Origin of the sequence: Xanthomonas sp. LMG 12462, from assembly GCF_009192885.1 — a bacterium.
GTDB classification, from domain to species: Bacteria; Pseudomonadota; Gammaproteobacteria; order Xanthomonadales; family Xanthomonadaceae; genus Xanthomonas_A; species Xanthomonas_A sontii.
Genome location: NZ_NMPP01000014.1, coordinates 15,201 through 34,529, shown reverse-complemented (window position 1 = coordinate 34,529; position 19,329 = coordinate 15,201). Strand labels below are relative to the sequence as shown.

20 protein-coding genes are annotated in these 19,329 nt (G+C 69.6%); 9 read left to right on the top strand and 11 right to left on the bottom strand.

Annotated features, from left to right (window positions below; all coding sequences use genetic code 11):
- Positions 1-61 precede the first annotated feature (61 nt).
- Entirely contained in the window at positions 62-640 is a 579-nt protein-coding gene (gene bamE, locus CEK69_RS04705; RefSeq protein ID WP_017912129.1) for an outer membrane protein assembly factor BamE, read from the top strand.
- A gap of 132 nt (positions 641-772) precedes the next feature.
- Here the strand turns inward: bamE and CEK69_RS04700 are convergent, their stop codons facing one another.
- From CEK69_RS04700 to CEK69_RS04670, 7 genes are all read right to left on the bottom strand, one after another.
- Positions 773-2,140 (bottom strand): XVIPCD domain-containing protein, encoded by a 1,368-nt coding sequence (locus tag CEK69_RS04700; RefSeq protein WP_152244164.1) that lies wholly within the window; start codon positions 2,138-2,140, stop codon positions 773-775.
- Positions 2,141-2,151: 11 nt separating this feature from the next.
- A complete protein-coding gene (locus tag CEK69_RS04695; protein WP_226975038.1) occupies positions 2,152-2,625 on the bottom strand; it encodes a hypothetical protein in 474 nt (157 codons plus the stop codon).
- Between the two features lie 280 nt (positions 2,626-2,905).
- A complete protein-coding gene (locus CEK69_RS04690) occupies positions 2,906-3,469 on the bottom strand; it encodes a hypothetical protein (protein WP_152244160.1) in 564 nt (187 codons plus the stop codon).
- A gap of 148 nt (positions 3,470-3,617) precedes the next feature.
- Positions 3,618-5,210 carry a choice-of-anchor Q domain-containing protein gene (locus CEK69_RS04685; protein ID WP_152244158.1) on the bottom strand — a complete coding sequence of 531 codons (1,593 nt, stop codon included), beginning with the start codon at positions 5,208-5,210 and terminating at the stop codon, positions 3,618-3,620.
- A 286-nt stretch (positions 5,211-5,496) separates the two neighbouring features.
- Entirely contained in the window at positions 5,497-7,047 is a 1,551-nt protein-coding gene (locus CEK69_RS04680) for a cryptochrome/photolyase family protein (RefSeq protein ID WP_152244156.1), read from the bottom strand.
- A gap of 52 nt (positions 7,048-7,099) precedes the next feature.
- Positions 7,100-7,264 (bottom strand): DUF2256 domain-containing protein, encoded by a 165-nt coding sequence (locus CEK69_RS04675; protein WP_081616418.1) that lies wholly within the window; start codon positions 7,262-7,264, stop codon positions 7,100-7,102.
- Between the two features lie 27 nt (positions 7,265-7,291).
- Positions 7,292-7,654, bottom strand: coding sequence for a hypothetical protein (locus tag CEK69_RS04670; protein ID WP_017907949.1), 363 nt, complete (start codon positions 7,652-7,654; stop codon positions 7,292-7,294).
- Positions 7,655-7,843: 189 nt separating this feature from the next.
- Between CEK69_RS04670 and ttcA the strand changes: the two genes are divergently transcribed.
- The 4 genes from ttcA to CEK69_RS04650 all read left to right on the top strand — a co-directional run bounded on the left by ttcA (position 7,844) and on the right by CEK69_RS04650 (position 10,904).
- On the top strand, positions 7,844-8,713 hold the full coding sequence (gene ttcA / locus CEK69_RS04665; RefSeq protein WP_152244154.1) for a tRNA 2-thiocytidine(32) synthetase TtcA: 870 nt from the start codon (positions 7,844-7,846) through the stop codon (positions 8,711-8,713).
- A 112-nt stretch (positions 8,714-8,825) separates the two neighbouring features.
- The gene (locus CEK69_RS04660) at positions 8,826-9,731 is read left to right on the top strand and encodes a recombination-associated protein RdgC (protein WP_017912119.1); all 906 of its coding nucleotides are present in this window, start codon (positions 8,826-8,828) and stop codon (positions 9,729-9,731) included.
- 67 nt (positions 9,732-9,798) lie between these two features.
- Positions 9,799-10,590: a SprT family zinc-dependent metalloprotease gene (locus CEK69_RS04655; RefSeq protein ID WP_148828610.1), complete on the top strand. Its 792-nt coding sequence runs from the start codon at positions 9,799-9,801 to the stop codon at positions 10,588-10,590.
- Positions 10,591-10,715: 125 nt separating this feature from the next.
- Complete coding sequence (locus CEK69_RS04650) at positions 10,716-10,904, top strand: hypothetical protein (protein ID WP_152244152.1); 189 nt, start codon at positions 10,716-10,718, stop codon at positions 10,902-10,904.
- A 415-nt stretch (positions 10,905-11,319) separates the two neighbouring features.
- On the opposite strand, the gene CEK69_RS04645 is transcribed toward CEK69_RS04650, so the two are convergent.
- The 3 genes from CEK69_RS04645 to hemH all read right to left on the bottom strand — a co-directional run bounded on the left by CEK69_RS04645 (position 11,320) and on the right by hemH (position 15,541).
- A complete protein-coding gene (locus CEK69_RS04645; RefSeq protein WP_017912116.1) occupies positions 11,320-13,515 on the bottom strand; it encodes a methyl-accepting chemotaxis protein in 2,196 nt (731 codons plus the stop codon).
- 227 nt (positions 13,516-13,742) lie between these two features.
- On the bottom strand, positions 13,743-14,585 hold the full coding sequence (locus tag CEK69_RS04640) for an alpha/beta hydrolase (RefSeq protein WP_152244150.1): 843 nt from the start codon (positions 14,583-14,585) through the stop codon (positions 13,743-13,745).
- Positions 14,582-15,541: a ferrochelatase gene (hemH, locus tag CEK69_RS04635; RefSeq protein ID WP_152244148.1), complete on the bottom strand. Its 960-nt coding sequence runs from the start codon at positions 15,539-15,541 to the stop codon at positions 14,582-14,584. The genes CEK69_RS04640 and hemH overlap by 4 nt, the downstream gene beginning before the upstream one ends.
- A 167-nt stretch (positions 15,542-15,708) precedes the next feature.
- On the opposite strand from hemH, the gene CEK69_RS04630 reads away from it, so the two are divergent.
- The 4 genes from CEK69_RS04630 (at position 15,709) to tatC (ending at position 18,256) form a co-directional block, all read left to right on the top strand.
- The gene (locus CEK69_RS04630; RefSeq protein ID WP_152244146.1) at positions 15,709-16,608 is read left to right on the top strand and encodes a YSC84-related protein; all 900 of its coding nucleotides are present in this window, start codon (positions 15,709-15,711) and stop codon (positions 16,606-16,608) included.
- Between the two features lie 125 nt (positions 16,609-16,733).
- Positions 16,734-16,964 carry a Sec-independent protein translocase subunit TatA gene (gene tatA / locus CEK69_RS04625; RefSeq protein WP_010340619.1) on the top strand — a complete coding sequence of 77 codons (231 nt, stop codon included), beginning with the start codon at positions 16,734-16,736 and terminating at the stop codon, positions 16,962-16,964.
- Between the two features lie 15 nt (positions 16,965-16,979).
- Positions 16,980-17,519: a Sec-independent protein translocase protein TatB gene (tatB, locus tag CEK69_RS04620; protein WP_152244144.1), complete on the top strand. Its 540-nt coding sequence runs from the start codon at positions 16,980-16,982 to the stop codon at positions 17,517-17,519.
- Positions 17,516-18,256, top strand: a complete 741-nt coding sequence (gene tatC / locus CEK69_RS04615) for a twin-arginine translocase subunit TatC (protein ID WP_017907961.1) — start codon at positions 17,516-17,518, stop codon at positions 18,254-18,256. Before tatB ends, tatC begins: the two co-directional genes overlap by 4 nt.
- 140 nt (positions 18,257-18,396) lie before the next feature.
- On the opposite strand, the gene CEK69_RS04610 is transcribed toward tatC, so the two are convergent.
- Entirely contained in the window at positions 18,397-19,296 is a 900-nt protein-coding gene (locus tag CEK69_RS04610; RefSeq protein ID WP_017912110.1) for a BPSS1780 family membrane protein, read from the bottom strand.
- Positions 19,297-19,329: the final 33 nt, after the last annotated feature.

Genomic DNA, 19,329 nt, shown 5'->3' with positions numbered 1-19,329 from the left:
GCGGCGCCCTCCCACCCTCGTGCCACCCGCGGCAGGATCGCCGCGCCGAAAGGAGTCAGCCATGCGTTCGTTCCGTTCCCCGTTCGTTCTCGCCCTCGCCCTGGCGGCGGCCCTGCCGCAGCTGGCCGCGGCGGCCGATGCCAAGTTCTCCGGCTTCCTGTGCTGCAACATGCGCAGCGACGGCAGCTGGATCAGCGACAGCAACTACGCCGAAGACGGCAAGCGGGTGATCCCGGCCGGCACGCCGGTGCAGGTGACCGGTTACGGCCGCTACCGGGTCAATGTGTTGATCGACGGCAAGAAGCAGTCGATCGGCAACGACTACAGCCGCGACCTGGGTAACGAGGCCTTCGCCCAGCGCTACGTGGTTGCGCAGGATCCCACGGCGAAGCTGGCGGCCTACCCGCCGAAGATCCGCGAGGCGATCGCCGCCAACCGCGTGACCAAGGGCATGACCCGCGAGCAGGTGCTGATGGCGCTGGGCTATCCGATCACCAGCGAGAACCCGAGCCTGGACGCGCCGCTATGGCGCTACTGGCTCGACAGCTTCAACGAGTTCCAGGTGTCCTTCGACGGCGCCGGCAAGGTCGAGAAAGTCACCGCCGATCCGAAGACCCAGAACCTGGTCTGGCAGCCGTAAGCCAGCGTGACCCTGGCGCCGTGCTCTCGACGCGATGGGAGGCGGCGCGAGCGGCGCGCCGTGGCCGCGGCCTGCCGCGACCATGGCCCACCGAGGCGGCAGTACCGCACGCGCACTGCCACCCTGCTGCGCTCAGCGGCTCAGCACCTGCGGCGGATCGCTCCGCGTCGGGCCTTGTTGCGACGCCTGCAGCGCCTGTTCCTGCTCCTGTGCCTGGCGCTGCGCCTGCCCCTGCTGCGCCCCCAGCTGCTGCAGTTGCAGGTAGGTCTCCTGCGCCGGCCGCGCGATCGCCTCGCTGGTCGGCATGTGTGCGCGGTTGGCGTAGGGATCGGGCGAAACGTCGCCGCCGTTGCGGTACACGAACGCCAGTTCGCCGCCCTGGTGCGCGGCGGTGGGCCGGTTGAAGCCCACTGCCAGCTGATCGCGCTCGCTGAAGCCGTTCTGCCTGGCCAACAGGGTCAGGCTGGCGGTCATGCGCTCGCTGTTGTCGTCCCAACCCTTGCCGATCGCCTGTTCGGCCTGGGCCACGCCGCTGCGGACCCGCTCGTGCAGGGCGCGGTCTGCGGCACCCGGCGCGGCGGCCGGCTCGCTGGCGCGCGGCGCAGGCGGTTCGGGTGTCGGCGCCGGTGCGGAACCATCGCGGAATCCCGCCGGCAGCACATCGCGCGGCACCTGCGCGGCATCGATGCCGACCGCCTTCAGGTCGGCATGCACCGCCGGCGGCGTGCGCTCGGGATGCTGCGCCTGCGCCCGGTCCTCGGCATCGGCGATCTGCGCCAGCGCGCGCTCGCCATAGTTCTGCGGATAGCCGCGCGCGTCGTAGAACAGCTTGCCCATCGCCTCCACGTTGCGCGGATTGTCCGCGTCGATCTTCAGGTCCTTGCCGAAGCTCAACCCGTCCTTGGCGGTGTAGGTGGCCTTGCTGCCTACGCCCTGCTTGTCGATGTAGCTGGCCATCTCGCTGCTGGCGTTGTACAGGTCCTTGAGCGTGGCCTTGGGATTGGTGCGGGTGACGTAGTCGGCCAGCGTGTTGACCCCGGCGATCTCGTCCTTGGCCTCGCGGGTGCGCTGTTCCTGCCCGTAGGCCTTGAGCGTGGCGGTGTAGTCGTGCGGCGAGGGCGAGGCGGCGATGCCGTCGACCTTGGCCGCGAACGCGGCATCGCTGCGGTCGATGGCGGCCTTGTTGATGGCATGGCCGATCTCGTGGCCCAGCACGATGCGGGCGGTGTTGGCCGAATCGTCGCGCGGCGCGTTCATCTTCGCCGTGGCCAGCACGTCCATCGGCAACTCGATCTGTCCGGTGCGCGGGCTGTACGACCCGGTACCCGCCTCGGGGCTGGGCGCGAAGCCGGACAGCTGCTGTTGCCCGATCGCCTGCTCCACGCGCGTGCGCAGTTCCGGCGTGTTGTCCAGCATCTGCCGCAGCGCCTGGCCTTCCTTCGGATGCGCTTGCGCGAAGGTGTCGACCATGCCCTTCAGGCGTTCGTCGTCGTGTGCCATCTCCGCGCTCCTCAGGCGTCGACCAGGATCTGCAGCATCTCCACGCACGCCTGCGCGTCGTGTTCGCCAGCGTCCTTGCCGAGGAAGGCGTACACGGCGACCGCGCCGCGTTCGAAATGCCAGCGGCCGGCGCTGCCCTGACGCGGCGGTGCGATCCAGCGCGGCACGAAGCCGGCCGCGACCAGCGCCTGGCGATACCCGGCCAACGATTGCGTGCATTGCGCCGGTGCCGCGCCCGGCGCGGGCGTGAAGCGTAGGTCCAGCCGCGACGGCGGCGCAGCATCGGCATCGGCGACCGATTCCAGCGTGTAGCCGCCACCGCCGGCGAGCGTGCCGGACGCGCTGAACGCATGCCCGCCCTCGTCCTCGACCTGCAGACCGGTCTGCGCCGCGACCTGCGCGGCGACCAGATCCTGCTTGCCGCCGATCGCCAGGATCAACCGTACTACGCCTTGTGCCAGGTGCTCTGGCGTCATCTCCGACATGGTCCGCTCCGTGTGTGCAGGGGTGATCGAGGGGGAAGAAGACTGCGCACCGGCACAGGCGGCCAGCAACGCGGTGGCCAACAGCAGGGCCGCGCGCGGCGCATGGTGCCTGCCGGCTACGTGCAGCGACCCGCGGCGATTGCGATACAGCATCCGCTCCATGAAACGCCTCTCCGTCAAACGTCTTCCACGCATCGTGGCGCGGTCAGACATGAGCACGCGATTGTAGCCAGGGCATCGGCGTCTCGCAGCCTGCCGCTGCCCACGCCGCGCTGGAACATCACTCCCAGTCGGCGCGACGCTGCCAGACGAAGCCGGGCAGATCGATGCGCTTGCGCGGCGTGCCGTCCCAGTCCACGGTGAAGCCGGCCGCACGCAACGCCGCGGCGACCTGCTGGCCGACCGCCAGGTCTGCGTCCTCGCGTCCTTCAAGATCGCCGAAGGCCAGCATCAGCCCACCGCCGTCGATGGCGCGCTCCATGTCCTGGCCGTGATAGAAGCAGTAGCCGTGGTAACGCCGGTCCGGCGTGTCGGCCACCGCCTGGTTCACGTCGACGTGACCGTCGGACATGGTGTAGCCGGCATTGGCCAGCGCACAGATGCCGGCGTCGTGCAGCCGCTCGAACAGCGCATCGAGCCGGTCGCAGTCGGTCTGCGCCGGCCAGGTCTGTTCCGCCTGCTGCTTGGCCTGCCACTGGCTGGCGACCGAGGCGCGCAGCATGGTCTCGTCGCAGTCGTCTTCCAGGATGTCCTCGAGCATCTCCTGGATCTCGTCCTGGGAGTAGAACCCGGACCAGACCCATTTGCGGATCTCGTCGTACACGTAGGCGTCGGATTCGTTCACGGTCGCTCCTGCGGTCTTCGGCGCATGCTGCGCGCACTGTAGCAGGGCCTTCCAGTCGCGTTGCTGACGATCGAATCAATACGCGCGGCCGCACCGGCCAGGCCGGCGCGACCGCACGCTTTCGTGCAGCGAACGACGGCAGATCGACTTACTTGACCTCCACCGCGCCGAGATCGCACACGGCGGTATTGCGGGGATTGCCGCGCTGGTCGATGGCGGCGCAGTTGCTGCCGGCATTCAGCGCCGGGCTGTTGGCCGCAGGCAGCTGGGTGAGCGTCGGCCCGCCGTTGCTGGCGGGGGCCGACAGCAGCGGATCGGCCGCTTTCACGTTGCCCGCGGCCAGACAGGCGTTCGGCCAGACTGCGCCCTTGGCCGAGTACTCGATGAGGTTGTTGCCGGTGTTGCTCTGGTTGTTGCAGAACACGCGCTCGGTCTTGGAGTACAGGATGCTGTTGCGGAGGTCGAACTTGTCGCCGAACAGCGTCACCCACGGCGTGTTTTCGGCGAAGGTGACGTTGTCGAAGCGCACGCTGGGGCTGCCCTGGTCGCCGTTGGCCGGCTGCCAGCCGACGTGCTGGATGGCCGCGCCCACGCCTTTCGCGTAGTTGCCGTAGAAAGTGCTGTTGCTGACGTCGCAGGCGCCGTAGCAATCCAGGTACAGCGCGCCGGCGTTGCCCTGTTGGGCCTTGTTGGACAGGAAGCTGGTCTCGGCGACGTTGATGGTGCCCGGCGTGGTGATGGCGGTGCCGGCATGCGAGGTGTCGGTGAAGCCCATGCTGATGCGCGCGCCGCCGCCCGGACCGCCGGTGGCGACGTTGTTGGCGAAGGTGGAGTACTTCACGTCGATGGTGTCCGGCGCGTACGCCCACAACGTGGCGCCGCCGGAGCCGTTGGCGGCGACGTTGTTGCGGACCACGGTGCCGCACACCGCCAGCGTACCGCCACTGCCGACGCCGCCCTTGAGATAGCCGGCCAGCGATGCGCCGTCGGTGTCGATCGCACCGCCGCCACCGAAGTTGCCGGCATCGGGGAAGCCCTGCGGCGCATTGATCGCCTGGTTGTTGGCGAATTCCGAACCGACGATGGTGAGCCGGCTGAGCTGGGTATACAGCGCGCCGCCGAGCCAGGAACTGTTCTTGTAGAAGCCGCTGCGGACGATGGTCACCTCGGCGTCGCTGCCGGCGAAGATGGCGCCGCCGCCGATGCTGCTGCGGTTGGCCAGGAACTGGCTGTTGATGACTTCCAGCTTGCCGCGGTAGCCGACCTTGATCGCGCCGCCGCCCCAGGTGCCCGGGTCGTAGGCCTGGTTCGATGCCGGCTGCACGGAGCTGCCGTTCTGCAGTTTCAGGTTGCGCACCGACAGCGCACTGCCGGCATTGACCAGTAGGATCCGGGCGGACTGGCGGCCGTCCAGGGTGATCTTGCCCTGGCCGTCGATCACCGTGGGCGTCGTCGCCGCGATGACGATCGAACGGTCGACCGCGATGCTGGTCGGCTTGGTGCCGCAGTTGAAGGTGATGTAGCCGCCTTGCGCCGCAGCGGTGGCCAGCGCACTGGCGGTGCAACTGGCCTGCGTGCCGTTGCCGACCACGGTGGTCGCGGTCGGCAGCACCCAAGCCTGCGGCACGCTGCATTGCGGCGCGGCGGGGACGGCGGCGATCGCCGTGGCGGCGGTCATGAGAGCGAGGACACCCAGTGCGCGTGCGCTGGTGGTGAGGGAGAACGTCGTGGTCATGATCATGCTCGATAGGGTTGCGGGGGAACAACACGACGCGCGACAGTCATCCGACCGTCATCCACGTCGCTGACACCTCGAGTGCAACCGGCGGCCTGCGCCGACCGGCGGCACAGGGTGCTTGAGCGTGTATGGAGCGACCACAACGCAGGTAGCAGATCGCGCGATTGCGTGCGCCGGGCATGCGACAGCGTGTCGATGCGCGGCGTGCGGCACGCTTTGGGTGCGTCGCAGGACACGTTCCTGCATCGCGTCCAGCCGCTGCGGATGCGCGCGAGGCGCCTGGCCAGCGCTACAGCGTGTCCAGACCTTCGCGCAACTGCTGCGCTTGTGTGCGCAAGGCCTGCAGTTGCGTGGCCGACAACTTGCCCAGTTGGCGGTAGACCATGTCCAGGCGACGATTGCGCCCCAGCGTGTCCTGGTGCCGGGCGAAGAAGTCCCAGTACAGCGCGTTGTAGGGACACGCACGCGCGCCGGTCTTCTGCTTGCGATCGTAGCGGCAGCCCTGGCAGTAGTCGCTCATGCGGTCGATGTAGGCCGCGCTGCTGACGTAGGGCTTGGTCGCGAGCAGGCCGCCGTCGGCGAACTGGCTCATGCCCACGGTGTTGGGCAGTTCGACCCATTCGAACGCGTCGATGTAGACGCCCAGGTACCAGCGATGCACCGCCGCCGGATCCAGGCCGGCGAGCAGGGCGAAGTTGCCGATCACCATCAGCCGCTGGATATGGTGCGCGTACGCATCCTGCAGCGATTGGCCGATGGCGTGCTGCAGGCAGCGCATGTGCGTGTCGCCGGTCCAGAACCAGGCCGGCAGCGGCGTGTCGTGGCCGAGCGCATTGCGCGCTTCATAGCCAGGCATGTGTGCCCAGTAGATGCCGCGCACGTACTCGCGCCAGCCCAGGATCTGCCGCACGAAACCTTCCACCGCTGCCAGCGGCGCGGCGCCAGCGCTATGGGCCGCCAGCACGCGCTGCACCACTTCCTGCGGCCGCAGCATCTTGGTGTTGAGGGCGAAGGAAAGCTGCGAATGGAACAGGCGCGGACTGCGCGTGCTCATCGCATCCTCGTAGCGGCCGAAATGCGGCAGGGCGTCGACGATGAAGCGATCGAGGCAGGACAGCGCCTCGGCCCGGTTCAGCGGCCAGCGCACCGCCTCTGCCTGCGGCTGACCGAAACTGTCCACGCCGGCGGCCTGGATGCTGGCCCACAGCGCGCGGTGATCGTGGGTCGGGCGCGCATCGGGCGGTGGCGGCGGCTCGCCATGCCAGGGCTGGCGATTGTCGTGGTCGTAGTTCCACTGCCCGCCCTCGGGCGTGCCGTCCGCCGCCAGCAGGATCCGGTGACGCTTGCGCATGTGCCGGTAGAAATGCTCCATCAGCCACTGCCCACGTCCGCGGAAAAAGTCCGCCACTTCGTTGCGACGCGTGTAGAAGTGCGCGCTGTCCACCGCCTCGGTGGCGAAGGCCTGCGTCGCCCCCCACTGCCGCAGCTGCTGGTCCAGGCGCCATTCGTCCGGATCCTGATACTGCAGGCGCTGCGCACCGTAGTGCGCCATCAGCGCATCGAGATTGGCGGGGATGGACTGGCGGTTGCTGGCATCGTCGATCGCCACGTAGCGCACGCGGTGGCCGACGCTGCGCAGGTGCCGGGCGAAGTCGCGCATCGCGGCGAACACGGCCAGGATCTTCTGGGCATGGTGCAGGACGTAGTCGGTCTCCTGCCGCACTTCCATCAGCACATACACCACGCCGGGATCGCGCACGTCGAACCAGGCGTGCTCGGGATCGAGCTGGTCGCCGAGTACCAGGCGCAGGGTGTGGGCGGTGGAGGGCACCGGACTCATGCAGGGCGGCACGCCTGCTGGCATGCGGTGCGCCAGCGCACGGCCCGGGAGCTCACGGCGCCTCCGGCGCGCGCACGCGCTTGCGCTCGCCACGGCAGCGGTCGGAACAATACTTCACCTCGTCCCAGACCTTCTCCCACTTCTTGCGCCAGCGGAACGGCCGGCCGCAATGCAGGCAGGGCTTTTCCGGCAGATCCTGTTTCTTGCGCATGCCCATCCACAGCTCGCCCAGGCTCGCCGTCGCTCACTCCTGCGCCGGCCACTCGCGAAACACCACGCAGACCGTGGTCGGGTCCAGCATCGCGAACTCGCGTGCGCCCCAGGGCTTGAGCGCGACGGTACGGCAATTCGGATGCAGCCACTGCGGCGCACGTGCGGACAGCTCCGCATAGATCGTGTCGATGCTGTCGGTTTCGATGCCCAGTTCCGGCCGGTCCTTCGCCGCCCACTCGGCGTTCTCCACCAGATAGGCCTTGGCGCCGTCGCGTGCGATCACCGCCATCGTGGCGTCCTGGTACAGCACCTGGAATCCCAGGCCGCCGACGAAGAAATCCAGCCCGTCCTGCATGCGCGCGTAGAAGATCTTGGGGATGAGGTTCTTGAACATGGGGCGACCTTGCGTCGGTGACCAGTGGCGAGTGTACGGCCTTGGTCTCCTGGCGGCATGGCCGAGGAGGATCGATAGACGGGGCGTGGCGCTTGTCCCGATCCTCGCAGGCAACAGGGCCGATAAAGCTCGGCTTCAACGTCAGCTTCACAATCACGGCGGTCCGAGCCGCCGACTACACTACCGCCGATGACCTCGCCCCTGCCCCTGCCGCCGCTGCACCCGCTCGCCGATCCCGCACCGCCCGCCGCCCGCAACGCCGTGGCGTTGGGCAAGCGCCTGTGCCGGCAGGTGGGCCAGGCCATCGCCGATTTCGGCATGATCGGTGCCGGCGACAAGGTCATGGTGTGCCTGTCCGGCGGCAAGGACAGCTACACCCTGCTGGACATCCTGCTGCAGCTGCAGCGCAAGGCGCCGGTACCGTTCGAGCTGGTGGCGGTGAACCTGGACCAGAAGCAGCCGGGCTTTCCCGCCGACGTGCTGCCGGCCTACCTGCGCCAGCGTGGCGTGCCCTGGCATGTGATCGAACAGGACACCTATTCGGTGGTCACCCGGGTGGTGCCGGAAGGCAAGACCCTGTGTTCGCTGTGCTCGCGGCTGCGCCGTGGCGCGCTTTACCGCTACGCGGCGGAGAACGGCTTCACCAAGATCGCGCTGGGCCACCACCGCGACGACATCGTTGCCACGTTCTTCATGAACCTGTTCTTCCACGCCAAGCTGGCGGCGATGGCGCCGGTGCTGCGCAGCGACGATGGCCGCCACGTGGTGATCCGGCCGCTGGCCTACGTGCGCGAGGACGATATCGCCGCCTACGCACAGACGCAGGCCTTCCCGCTGATCCCCTGCACGCTGTGCGGCAGCCAGGAAACCCTGCAGCGCCGCCAGGTCGGCCAGCTGCTGCAGCAGTGGGACCGGGAGCATCCGGGGCGGGTGGAGCAGATTGCCCGGGCACTGGGCAACGTGCATCCGGCGCAGCTGGCCGACCGCGCGCTGTTCGACTTCGCCGCGCTCGGCGGCGCGGCGACGGCCGGCGCCTGGGCGGACGACCCGTTGGGCTGATCCATCTCGCTGAACCGCCCGATGCGGTGCCGGGGCGGGCGCGATGCGACAATGGCCGCCGCTCCCCGGCGCATGCCGCCGGACCGTTCCGTTTCCTTCCGCTGGATGCTCGATGTTCTTTCGCAATCTGACCCTGTTCCGCTTCCCCACCACGCTCGATTTCTCCGAGGTCGAAACGCTCCTGCCGGAGGCCCTGCTCAAGTCGGTCGGCCCGCTGGAAATGAGCTCGCGGGGCTTCATCTCCCCGTTCGGCCGCGACGAACAGGAGGCGCTGTCGCACCGCATCGCCGATTTCCTGTGGCTGACCGTCGGCGGCGAGGACAAGATCCTGCCCGGCTCTGTGGTCAACGACCTGCTCGCGCGCAAGGTCGCCGAGATCGAGGAGAAGGAAGGCCGGCGCCCCGGCGGCCGCGCGCGCAAGCGGCTCAAGGACGACCTGATCCATGAGCTGCTGCCGCGCGCCTTCGTCAAGTCTTCGCGCACCGACGCCATGCTCGACCTGCAGCACGGCTACGTCGCCGTGGACACCTCCAGCCGCAAGACCGGCGAGAACGTGATGTCGGAGATCCGCGGCCTGCTCGGCAGCTTCCCGGCGCTGCCGCTCAACGCCGAAGTTGCGCCGCGCTCGATCCTCACCGGCTGGATCGCCGGCGAGCCGCTGCCCGAGGGCCTGAGCCTGGGCGAAGAATGCGAGATGAAGGATCCGATCGAAGGCGGCGCGGTGGTCAAGTGCCAGCACCAGGAGCTGCGCTGCGACGAGATCGACAAGCACCTGGAAGCCGGCAAGCAGGTCACCAAGCTGGCGCTGGTGCTCGACGACCACGTGTCCTTCGTGCTCGGCGACGATCTGGTGATCCGCAAGCTGAAGTTCCTCGACGGTGCGCTGGACCAGCTCGAGCATGCCGACCAGGACGGCGTGCGCGCCGAACTGGACGCGCGCTTCGCGCTGATGAGCGCCGAAGTGCGGCGCCTGTTCCTGTTGCTGGAAGCGGCGCTGAAGCTGAGCAAGGCCGACTGATGCCGCGGCGCAAGCGGGTGCACGCGGCTGTCACCGTGCGCACCCGCGCCGGCGGTATGCTGTGCCCATGCCCGATCTGCTCCGTCGCCTGATCGCGCCGCCCCCGGCGGCCGTCGAACGCGACCTCGTCCGCTTCCGCCTGGACGAGCGCGAAGTCGAGGTGCTGCGCGTGCGCGACCCGCGCGCGCGGCGCATCAAGCTCAGCGTGGACGAACGCGGCGCACGCCTGACCCTGCCGCTGCGGGCCAGCCTGATCGCCGGCGAGCGCTTCCTGCTGGAGAACCGCCAGTGGCTGGCGCAGCAGCTCTCGCGCTATGTCGCCGCCGAGACGCTGACGCCGCTGCGCCCGGGCGAGGCCGGCGAACTGCCGCTGCGCGGGCAGTCGCTGCCGGTGGCCTGGCACGACGCCCGCTACGCGCGCATCGAGGTCGCCGACGGCGTGGCCCACCTGCACCTGCCGCCACGCGGCGGCGACGCGGCGCTGCGCCGCGCGCTGCGCGATTTCTACGAAGCCCAGGCCCGCGCCGACGTCGGCCGCTGGCTGCCGCAGTACCTGCCATCGCTGCCGCGCGCCCCGCGTGCGGTGCGCTACAAGGTCATGTCCTCGCAGTGGGGCTCGCTGGCGCCCGACGGCAGCATGGCGCTGGATCTGGCGCTGGTGCTGGGGCGGCCCTCGGCGTTCGAGTACGTGCTGGTGCACGAACTCTGCCACCTGATCCAGGCCAATCATTCGCCGGCGTTCTGGCACGAAGTGGAAGCGCGCTTCCCCGACTGGCGCGCCGAGCGCACCTGGTTCCACCAGCACGGCCGCCAGCTCAAGGCGCATCTGCGCTGGCTGCTGCGGCCGGATCGCGACTGAAGGGTCCATCCACGAACAGTGGGAAACACTCCGTAGAAGCAGCTTCCGCCGCGATGCGCGCGCTCGGCAAAGCGCATCGCGGCGGAAGCCGCTCCTGAAGGACAGGCTGCATCCGACAGATCGGCTTGGGCGAGAGCACGTTCGTCGAAGCGCTCGAAGACGCTGCGGCGGGTGCGCCCGGACCGCGGCTGAACACCGAACATCGCGGCGCGATCGACGGCATCGGCGAGGCCGCGCTCGGGCAGCGAATCGGGCGCGCATGCTGCATTGCGGCACGACATGGCGCAAACGGGGATGCGGACAAGGGAGAATGAGCAGGCGGGTGGGCGCGCCGATGCGGTCGCATCGCGGTGTGTTGGCCCAGCGCTGCGGAAGCAGAACTCCATGCAGCGCCCGGCAGGCCCCCTCTCCTCCCGCCTACCGCGAATCAGGCGCGACCTCCGGCGCCAGCGAGGCGGTACGGTCCGTGCGGCACTACGCCGGCATGTCAGGACGCCGGGATCGAGCCGCGTACACAGGACGTATCGCGTCTACGCCTGTTGACGGCAGGCGTGGGCGCAACTTAAGCGAAAATTTTTCTACACACAAGCTTCACGATGGGTGTGTAGGGAACACACCTACAGGCCTGTCCGCATGCCCCCGACGTGGGTGCGTTCGGCGTGGCGATGGACGCCGTGGCGGTCGTCAACCGCACTGCCCGCGGCGCCCAGCCCTACGAACGCTTCCGCATCAGGCGCTGCGCGCATAGTCGAAGCCGGCTGGCGCAGGCTGGATCGCCAGCACCGGCAACGCCTGCTCCGCCGGCGGGACCGACGGTGCCGCATCGGCCAGCCGGAACACCGCCACCGCCTCGCTCAGACTGCCGGCCTGCTGCTCCAACGCGCGCGACGCGGCCGTGGCCTGCTCCACCAACGCCAGGTTCTGCTGGGTGCTGCGGTCCATCTGCGCCATCGCCTGTCCGACTTCGTCGATGCCGGCGGCCTGCTCCTGCGAGGCCGCCGCAATGCCCGCCATGAGTGCATTGACCTCGTCCACCGAGGCCAGCACGCGCCCCATGGTGCGGCCGGCGTCGTGCACCTGCGCCGAGGCCACCGCGACCTGGTCCACCGAGGCCTCGATCAGGCGCTTGATCTCCTTGGCCGCATCGGCCGAGCGCTGCGCCAGCGCGCGCACCTCGCTGGCGACCACCGCGAAGCCGCGGCCCTGCTCGCCGGCACGCGCGGCCTCCACCGCGGCATTGAGCGCCAGGATGTTGGTCTGGAAGGCAATGCCGTCGATCACCGCGATGATCTCGCCGATCTTGCGCGAGGCCGCTTCCACGCCCTGCATCGCACCGACCGCCGCGTCGATCGACGCGCCGCCCTGCCCAGCCACGGTCGCCGCGGCGTCGGCCAGTTGGTTGGCATGGTGCGCATGGGTGGCGTTCTGGCGCACGGTGTCGGTCAGGCGCGCCGCCGCACGGGCGGTGCGCTCCAGCGTGCCGGCCTGTTCGGCGCTGCGCTGCGACAGGTCCTGGTGGCCGCCGGCGATGGCGCCGGCCTCGGCATCGATCGCTGCGGCCGCGTGCTGGATGCCGGCCACGATCGCCGCGAGCTGGTCGGCGCTGGCGTTGGCATCGTCGCGCATGTCGGCGAACACGCCATGGAAGTCTCCATGCATGCGCACGCCGAGGTCGCCGCTGGCGATGGCGCGCAACAGCCCGGACAACTCGCCCAGGTTGCCGTCCACCGTCGCCATCAACTGGTTGAGACTCTCGAGCATGATGCGGAAATCGTGCTGGTGCGCGCCGAGATCGGCACGCGCGCTGAAGTCGCCGGCCGCGGCGGCCTCGGCCAGATGCCAGATGTCGCGGCTGAGCGTGCCGAGGTTGGCCTTGATCGCATCCATCGCCTCGGAGATCGCGGCCTGCTCGCCGGGCAGGCGCGGCATGTCCTCGCTGAGATCGCCGATGGCGTAGCGCCGCATCAGCGCCACCATCGACTGCGCGGTGCCCACGTGCAGGTCGACCAGCGCATTGGCGTCGCGCAGCAATTGGCCGTAGTCGCCCGGGAAGGCGGCCGCATCGCCGCGGCAGGCGATGGCGCCGTCGGCATGCCGTTGCGCCATCCGCCGCTGCTCGGCCAGCACCGCGCGCAGTTGGGTCTGCATGGTCTGCATGCTGCGCAGCAGCTCGGCGGCCTCGTCGTTGCCCTGTGCCGGCAGCACCGCGTCGAGTTGGCCGGCGGCGATCGCCGCGGCCACGCGAGTACCTTCGCGCAGCGGCCGCACCAGGCTCTGGGTGATACACCAGCCCAGCCACGCACTGACCGCCAGCAGCAAACCGCCGCCGAGCAGCAGCAACCAGCGCGCGCGGGCCATGGTGGTCACCGCCTGCGCATAGGAGCCGTCGCTGAGCGTGCGCAGGTGCGCGGCGTTGCGCTGGATCGCCTGCTGCCACTGCGCCAGCAGCGGCTGCAAGGTGTACAGGTGCAAGGTCTGCGCATCCAGGTTCTGGTTGTCGGCGGCCATCGCCAGCACCTGCGACTGGAACGGCTGCACCTGCACATAGGCCTTGTCGATCGCCGCGCGCAGCTGCGCGCCGGTGCGGTCGGCCGGGTCCAGGCGCAGCGCGAACAGCTTGCGCCGTGCCTGCGCGTAGTCGCGCTGGGCCTGGCCGATGGCGCGCACCACCGCCTGCTTCTCGTCGGGGTTGGTCAGGATGACGTCGTTGAGCAGGCCGATCTCCAGCCGCGCCTGCGCCGCGACCATGGCGTTGGACAGGCGGATCTTCTCCATCTTGTCCAGGGCGATGTCGTCGAGCTGCTGGCGCGCCAGCGCCATCGACGCGAGGCTGGCCACGATCAGGGCACCGCAGATCAACAGCAGGGCAGCGAAGGCGAAGGTCAGGCGTGGGCCGACCCGGTAGCGGCGAAGGAGGCGGATCATGGAAGCGCGGCGTCAGGGCGAAAGGTGCGCGCTACGCTGTACGCCGAAGTTTTCCGAACCGCGACGGCACGGCGACAACATGTCGAACTGTGACGCCGCGAAAGGAACAATTGCGGCGGCCTGCGCAGCACCGGCGCCCACTGCGTCGCAGTGTGCGTGCGCGATGCCCGGATGCGATGGTCGCGGCGGCGCAGACGCATGGCGACGCGGTCAGCGCCGCGTCTACGTCAGAGGAAGCCGTGCAGCAACGCGGCCACCGCCGCCGGTTGTTCCATGTGCAGATGGTGGGTGCCGGGCAGCGTGTGCACGCGGCCGTCGCGCAGGCACGCCGCGCGCGTCAGGCGCAGCGACTCGGGCAGGATGTCCTGCGCCGGATCGGCGAACACCACCGCGGTCGGGCACTCGATGCCGGCCAGCAGCGCCTGCATCTGCGGCTCGGTCGGGCGGATCGCGGTGGGCAGGGTCAGCCGGCGGTCGCTGCGCCACACGTAGCCGCCGTCCACCGCGCGCACGCCGCGTTCCACCAGCAGCCGCGCGGCCGGCTCGCTGAGCTGGTTGGCCAGCATCCGCGCCCGCACCGGCGCGGCCAGATCGGGAAACACGCGCAACGGCGTGGCGGTGGCACGGCGGGTACTGGCGACGCTGTTGCGCAGCCGTTCCACCGCGCCCGCCTCGCTCTCGGCCAGGCCGCCCAGCATCTCGATCGCCACGAACTTCTCGATGCGTTGCGGCGCCGCGGCGGCCAGCAGGCTGGCGATGGCCGCGCCCATCGAATGGCCGATCAGCACGAAGCGCTCCCAGCCAAGCGCATCGACCGCGTCCAGCACCGGGTGCAGGGCGCTGGCCAGCAGGTATTCGGCGCCATCGGGCAGGTCGCTGCTGTGGCCATGGCCGGGCAGGTCCAGCATCACCAGGTCCAGCTGCGGCAGGTGCCGGCTCAGCGGCACGAAGCTGGCGGCGTTGTCGAGCCAGCCGTGCAAGGCCAGCGCCTTGGGCCCCTCCGGGTCGCCGCTGCGCAGTCCGGCCAGCGCGCCCACCCGCGACGGGCAGGCAAAAGCACGCAAACTCATGCCGCGCGGGCCGCCAGCTGCGCCAGGGCACGCGCGTGCGCCGGGGCGTCGTTGAGACAGGGGATGTAGCGCACCTGCATGCCGCGTTCGGCGCAGGTCTCGACGAAGCCCATCGCCACTTCTTCCAGGGTTTCCAGGCAGTCGGTGGCGAAGCCGGGACAGAGTACGTCCACCTGCTTGACCCCCTGCCCGGCAAGCTCCCACAGCCGCGGCTCGGCGTACGGGCGCAGCCAGCGCTCGGCGCCGAAGCGCGACTGGTAGCCGAGCTCCCACTGCCCGGCCTCCAGGCCCAGCGCAGCGGCGATCGCCTGCGCACTGGCTTCGCAGCGCTGCGGGTAGGGATCGCCGTTGTTGGCCACGCGCTGCGGCAGGCCATGGAAGGAGAAGAACAGGCGCTCGCCGCGGCCATGCTGCGCCCAGTGCGCACGCACGCTGTCGGCCACCGCCGCGACCCAGGCCGGATCGGTCGGGTAGTCCTTGATCAGGTGCACCGGCAGCTGCGGATGGCGCGCCTGCCAGGCCTGCACCACGTCCTCGATCGAGGCTGTGGTGGTGGTCGAATACTGCGGGTACAGCGGCAGCACCACGATCCGGCGCACGCCGGCATCGCGCAGCGCGTCCAGGGCCGGCGCCAGCGCCGGCGCGCCGTAGCGCATCGCCCAGGCCACGCGGTGCCCGGGCAGCTCGCGCTGCATGCCCTCGGCCAGGCGGCGGGTGTACACCGCCAGCGGCGAGCCGTCCGCCAGCCACACCTGGGCGTACTTCTCCGCCGATTTCGGCGAGCGCCGCGGCAGGATCACCCAGTGCAGCAGCGGCCACCAGAACAGCCGCGGGATCGCGACCACGCGCTTGTCGCCAAGGAACTCGGCCAGGTAACGGGCGACCGCAGGCGCGGTCGGCGCCTCGGGCGTGCCTAGATTCACCACCAGGATGGCGGTCTCGGGTGCGTCGGACATGCGCGCATTGTGGCAGAGCGCGCGCGTTGCGGCGTGTCGATACGCTCGATCGCGGCGATCGACGGCGCCTGCATGCGGTGCCGGCACCACTCATTGCCGATTCATTGCCCTGTGACTAAGTTCAAGGACTTGCAGTATCTTGCTGCGGACCTATTTCGGAGCCCGCCATGCCCCTCCTGCCGCGCCTCGCCCTGTTGTTGAGCACCCTGTTGTTCGTCGGCCACGCCGTGGCCGGACCGGAAGAGGACGAGCGCGCCCGCAACGCGCTGCGCGTGCTGACCGACATCCAGAAGATTCCCGAGCAGGCCATCCCCGACAAGCTGCTCGACGAGGGCCGCGCCATCGTGGTGATCCCGGATACGCTCAAGGCCGGCCTGGTGATCGGCGGGCGCCGCGGCCACGGCCTGATGTCGGTCAAGCGCCCCGACGGCACCTGGTCCAACCCGGTGTTCGTCAAGCTTACCGGCGGCAGCATCGGCTTCCAGGTCGGCGTGCAGTCCTCCGACGTGGTGCTGGTGTTCCGTAACGACCGCAGCCTGGACAACATCGTCAACGGCAAGTTCACCCTCGGTGCCGATGCCGGCGTCGCCGCCGGCCCGGTCGGGCGCAACGCCGCCGCTGCCACCGACGGCCAGCTCAAGGCCGAGATCTGGTCGTGGTCGCGCGCGCGCGGCCTGTTCGCCGGCGTCGCCCTGGATGGCGCCGCGCTGCAGATCGACGATGCCGCCGACCTCAACGCCTACGGCAGCAACACCACCCCGCGGATGATCTTCGAAGGCCGCACCACCAACCGGCCGTCCAACGACATCGTCGCCTTCCGCGACAAGCTGGAGGAAGCCACCTACGCCGCGCGGCAGAGCCGTGGCACCGACAGCAACGGCAGCCCGGGCGCCGCCCCGGCACCGGCGGCCATGCCGGCGCAGCAGGCCACGCCGGAACCGACCGCCGCGCCCGACGCCGCCGCCAGCACCGTCCCCCTGCAGGGCCAGGCGCAACCGGCGCAGCAGGGCTTCCAGCCGGTGTCCGACGGCGAGATCCGCACCGAGAAGCTCGACGGCGATCGCTGAGCGCAGTTCTCAACGCCACCTGTCCATCGCGCCGTGCAGGCCTGCCTGCACGGCCGGGAGAGGTAACGCGGCGCGGCGCGGTGCGTTATCCTGCGGGTTCCTTACGACTTTTCTGCGAGCGGATCATGGGCAGTCTTAGCATCTGGCACTGGCTGGTGGTGCTGGTGATCGTGCTGCTGGTGTTCGGCACCAAGCGGCTGACGAGCGGCGCCAAGGATCTGGGCAACGCGGTCAAGGAATTCAAGAAAGGCATGCGCGACGACGACAAGCCCGCCGGCCAGCTCGGCGACGAGACGCGCAGCAGCAGCGAGCCGTCCCGCCAGACCCAGGCCGAACGCGACCGCGACGCGCACTGACGGGACCCCGCCGGCGTGTTCGATATCGGATTCAGCGAACTGCTGGTGATCGCGGTGGTGGCCCTGGTGGTGCTCGGTCCCGAGCGCCTGCCCAAGGCGGCGCGCTTCGCCGGATTGTGGGTGCGCCGCGCCCGCGCGCAGTGGGACTCGGTGAAGCAGGAACTGGAACGCGAACTGGAAGCCGAGGAACTCAAGCGCAGCCTGCACGACGTGCAGAGTTCGCTGCGCCAGGCCGAGACCCAGTTTCGCGACGGCAGCGAGGAACTGCAGCGGCAGACCGAGGCGCTGCGCCGCGAGATCGATCCGAACCCGCCGGTGCCGCCTGCCGACAGCGCGCCGTCGACCGTGCCGCCAGCGACAGCCGCCGCAATCGACGCCCCGACTGCGCACACTCCCGAGACGACCACGCCCCTGCCCACGCACTCTGCCGCGACGGTGCCCGCCGCTTCCGTGGTGCCGGCCGCCGCGCGCGGTGCCGCCGCACCGCATCCGGCGTCGACCGCCACGGCGCACACCGGCCAGCCGCCCTCCATTGATCCGGAGGCACCGCGATGAACGTGGAAGCCGAGAGCAGCCTGATCGAACACCTGATCGAACTGCGCGCGCGGCTGATGCGCGCGCTGATCGGCCTGGGCGTGGTGGTGGTGGCGCTGCTGCCCTTCTCCAAGCGCCTGTACTCCTGGCTGGCCGAGCCGATGCTGGCGCAGTTGCCGGTGGGCCAGAGCGTCATTGCCACGCACCCGGCCGGCGCGGTCATCGCGCCGCTGAAGCTGGCGTTCTTCCTGGCCCTGTTCGTGTCCGCCCCCTGGCTGCTGTACCAGGCCTGGGCCTTCGTCGCCCCTGGCCTGTACCAGCGCGAGAAGCGCCTGGCGCTGCCGCTGCTGGCCTCGGCGGTGCTGCTGTTCTATCTCGGCTGCGGCTTCGCCTACTTCCTGGTGTTGCCGGCGGTGTTCCACTTCCTGACCACGTTCAAGCCGGACGTGATCCAGCTCACCCCCGATGCCGGCGCCTACCTAGACTTCGTGCTGGCGATCTTCTTCGCCTTCGGCGCCAGCTTCGAACTGCCGGTGGCGCTGGTGATCCTGGCTCTGCTCGGCTGGGTGACCCCGCAGCAACTGCGCGAGGGCCGCGGCTACGCGGTGGTCGGCATCTTCGTGCTGGCCGCGGTGCTGACCCCGCCGGACGTGGTCTCGCAACTGATGCTGGCGATCCCGATGTGCCTGCTGTACGAGCTGGGCATCATTGCGGCAGCGGCGGTGACCAAGAAGCCGGGAATCGAGGCACGGGAATAGGGAATCGGAACAGCGGTTCGCTGCATACCCACCATTACCACGCGGCTTGACGGCAATCTGCCGCACACAGCAAAACGGCCCCGAGGGGCCGCTTTGCTGTTGCTGTGGCTCTTACGATTCCCGACTCCCGACTCCCGGCGCTACGCCACAAAGACGTTGGAGGGCGGCGGCGGCACAGCCGGCGCCGCATCCCCGGCGTGCACGAACATCTGCTTCCAGGCCACGTAGACGATGCCAGCGATCGCTGGTGGCAGCACCGCCATCTGCAGCACCTGCAAGATCAGCGCCGCCATCGTGGTGCCGACGAGCAGCTGCAGCACCAGCATCACCACGGCCAGTGCGAAGTAAAGCGCAAACATCGCGAGGAAGGCGAGCACGAAGAAGACCAGCATCGCCGGCAGGTTGTGCAGGCAGGCGCGCAAGCCGTGACCGATGGCGGCTAGGCCGTTGCGGCCGTCGAACATCACCTGCGGCGCAAACAGGAACAGGGTCAGCACCACTCCGACGACACCCACTGCCACCAGCATCAGCCACATCACGATGCGCAACGCCGGCAGGGTCGCGATCAGCTCCTCTACCTGCTTCGGATCCGGCTGCGTGCCGGACTGACCCAGTTCGTTGAGCTTGAGCATCACCGTGTTCAGCTGCATCAACCCATCCGGGCGGATCACCACGACGGCGAGAACGGCCAACACCAATCCGGCGATCGCCTGCGGTAATAGCGCCACCAGCAGGTTCGGCGCACGGCTGCCGTGCAGGCCCTGCAGCAGGTGCGCCGGCTCGGCGCTGCGGCCCTGGTCGACCTCGCGCACGGCCCACACCAGCCCGCCGAACAGCAATGGCCCGGCCAGCCCCATCAGCAGTTGCGCCAGCATGCCCAGGGTCGGGTTGAGCGCGCTCAGGAACAGGATGATCAGTGTCGCCAGACCCCAAATCAGCCCGAGCCGGCCCAGCGCCCACGGCGCCCGCCGCAGCAGGGACACACCGCCCAACAGCCATTCCGCGCCGGCCGAGGCCGGCAGCTTACGAATCTCGATCATTGCCAATCCGAAGTGGGGGACGCCGTACAGCAG